The 2,566-nt window shown below is 64.0% G+C and carries 5 protein-coding genes; all 5 read right to left on the bottom strand.

The genetic code is table 11. The features are described 5' to 3' along the window. Positions 1-808, bottom strand: an 808-nt coding sequence (locus RUW20_RS05835) for a YncE family protein (protein ID WP_313951259.1), incomplete at its 3' end; no start/stop codon positions are given. A gap of 78 nt (positions 809-886) precedes the next feature. Then, complete coding sequence (locus RUW20_RS05830) at positions 887-1,228, bottom strand: cytochrome c (protein ID WP_313951258.1); 342 nt, start codon at positions 1,226-1,228, stop codon at positions 887-889. Then, positions 1,222-1,548, bottom strand: coding sequence for a DUF2933 domain-containing protein (locus RUW20_RS05825; protein WP_313951257.1), 327 nt, complete (start codon positions 1,546-1,548; stop codon positions 1,222-1,224). Before RUW20_RS05825 ends, RUW20_RS05830 begins: the two co-directional genes overlap by 7 nt. Before the next feature lie 117 nt (positions 1,549-1,665). Next, the gene (locus tag RUW20_RS05820) at positions 1,666-2,094 is read right to left on the bottom strand and encodes a MerR family DNA-binding protein (RefSeq protein ID WP_313951256.1); all 429 of its coding nucleotides are present in this window, start codon (positions 2,092-2,094) and stop codon (positions 1,666-1,668) included. Between the two features lie 260 nt (positions 2,095-2,354). Continuing rightward, positions 2,355-2,566, bottom strand: a 212-nt coding sequence (locus tag RUW20_RS05815) for an ATP-binding protein (protein ID WP_313951255.1), incomplete at its 5' end; no start/stop codon positions are given.

The following is a 2,566-nucleotide window of genomic DNA, read 5'->3' as shown; positions in this document are numbered from 1 at the left end:
GCACGTCGGTCTGCGGATCGAGTGCCACCAGCTTGTCCTCCGAGATCAGGCTGACAAAAAGCCACTGGCCGTCATCGCTGATGTCCAGGCCATGCAGGCGCTTGCCCATCACGTACTCCCGCTCGACCTTGCCGGTCTCGAGCGAAACCGCGCTGACCATTCCGCTGCGCGCGTTGGCGACGTATAGCCGCTGGCCATCGGGCGCCAACAGCATGTGCTCGGGTGCGGCGCCGGCGTCCAGGGTGCGCGTGACTTTCCAGTCGGCGGTGTCGATCTCGCTGATCGTGCCATTGCCGCTGTTGCTGACGTAAACGCGCTTGCCATCGGGGGTCACCACGGCGTAGTTCGGCGCCGGGCCGGTAGCGACGGTGTGGACGACCTTGTTCTCGATCAGATCGGCAACGCTGATGCCGCCGCGTGTGGGATGGGTAGACAGCACGTAGCGACCATCGGGCGTGATCGCCTGATGGTGCGTCCAGCCAGCCACCGGGATGGTCGACATGACGTGGCCGTGCGCGGGATGAATCACCGCCAGCTTGCTGTTTGCCGTATCCATCGCGGCGCCCGCCGGCAAAGGTGTTTCCGACAAGCTGCCGGCGACCAGGTATTCGCCATCCGGGGTGGCGACCAGGCCATGCGGATTGTCGACGCCGTCGTAGGTGGCGGTAATGCGATTGCTCGCCGCGTCGACGGCAATGACCTTGTTGGCGGAGCCGAGTGGGATGTAGACCGTCATGCCGGCCCAGGCCGTTGGCGCGGAGAGGGCAATGACGATGGCCGTCGCGGCCAGACTAGAGTAGCTTTTCATGTTGAAGTCCCTTCGTGAAAGAGTTGATCCTGGTTGACCCGGGCGCGATGGTTGCCGACGCGTGGCGTGCTCGATTGCTCAGCGGACAGCGAACTCCTTGCGCATGTAGTGCACTACCGCCTTGAGATCCGCGTCGCTCAGGCTCGGGTTGCCGCCCCGCGGTGGCATCGCCATCGGCGACCCAGCGCTCTGAAAACCTTCGGCGATGCGCTTGACCAGTACTTCGTCAGCGACCGCAAGCGGCCCGTCCGTGGCGGTCAGGTCGGGGACGCCGGGCAGTGCGCCGACACCATCCGCACCGTGGCAGGCGATGCAGCTGGATTGATAGGTCGATTCGCCTGTTGTAACGGCCGCTCCAGCGCTGCTGGCCAGGGCGACGCCCAGGCCCGCCAGCAGGAGCTGGGTGGCAGGCCTCACCATTGTTCGTCGTCTCTCCGGGTGGTTGGGGAAGCACCCGTATTCGCTTGGCGCGAAGAGCCTTCTTGACGACCGTGCATGAACACATGCAGCAGCGGGCAGGCCAACAGGATCAGCCATGGCAACCAACCCACCAGGTGCGTGCGGTGTTCGACGGCGAGCAGCATCAGGGAAAAAGCAGCGAGGCCACCGAACACCCATCTGGAGCGTCGGTTGGCCCTGTCGCCTGACGCGTTGCGAGATGTTTCGTGGGCGGGCTGGTCATGCGTATTCACGATTAGCTCCTTGGCGGGTAAGTCGATCTCGTTGCTCAGGTCGTTCATGGCGGCGGCGCAGCGCCGCACGGAGCGCCGCCGTCCGTTTGAGCGTTGCATCTTCCTGCACGCCTTGCTTGGATTTGGCGTTCAAGTGACAGCCTGGACCTGTGAGCTACTGATAGGTCAAGCGACGGTGGTGTGTTGAACCTCGTCGCCGGTGGCGTCGATCAACGCACAAGTGGCGTGACCGTCGGGCTCGCCGTTGGGCATTCCCGCCCACAACGCCAGCGCCTGTTCCAGGCGCGCCTGCAGGGCCTGCATCTCGGCCACTCGTTCGCGAGTTTCGGCGATACGCCGCTCGACGATCTCTCTGACCACTGGGCACGGCGTTTGACCGCAATCGGACATGCCGATGATCTTGGCAATCTCGTCCAGATGGAAGCCGAGCCGCCTGGCGCGCAAAACAAAACGCAGGCGAGTGACGTCCGCATTCTTGAAACAACGGTAGCCGTTATCGGCGTCGATGGCTGGAACCAGCAAGCCGATACGCGCGTAATAGCGGACGGTATCCGGTGTGACGCCAACCAGACTTGCGAGCGCGCCAACTTGCACGATATTTCTCCTGTCATGGACGAGGACGGAGGCCCGCCGCTAATGAACTGCCCGGCGTCGTACCGTCCCAATGGGATATCACCCTGCCAAGCCTGCGGCATTGGGGTCAGTGGCTGCTGCCATGGTGCCAGCCGGGTCCCGACGGGCAGGTGACCGCAGGATTACGGATTTGTCACCTCCGGCTTTATGCTCGCGGCGCCGCGATGCGCGTGGCTGAATGGCCACAAATCCTGACCAAACCTGGCGAAGAGGACGACGGCTCAGGACGTGGTCGACGGGCCTGCGGGAGCAAGCGGCAAACGCAGCGTGAAGGTGGTCACGCCGGCTTCGGACTTCACCGCAATCTGACCGCCGTGCGTCTCGACAATACTGCGCGTAATGGCAAGCCCCAGGCCGGCACCCTCTCCGTGGCGGTGCCGCTCTGGACTCGCGCGATGGAAGCGCTCGAAGATCTGTGACAGTTGATCGGCCG

Source organism: Accumulibacter sp., from assembly GCF_032229525.1.
In the GTDB taxonomy this organism is placed as follows: domain Bacteria; phylum Pseudomonadota; class Gammaproteobacteria; order Burkholderiales; family Rhodocyclaceae; genus Accumulibacter.
Note: the sequence above shows the minus strand (reverse complement) of the source record. Positions and strands in the feature narration are given on the sequence as shown.

Coding starts and splice junctions, on each gene's coding strand:
- RUW20_RS05830 (WP_313951258.1), bottom strand. CDS start 1,228: ATGGTGAGGCCTGCCACCCAGCTCCTGCTGGCGGGCCTGGGCGTCGCC.
- RUW20_RS05825 (WP_313951257.1), bottom strand. CDS start 1,548: ATGAACGACCTGAGCAACGAGATCGACTTACCCGCCAAGGAGCTAATC.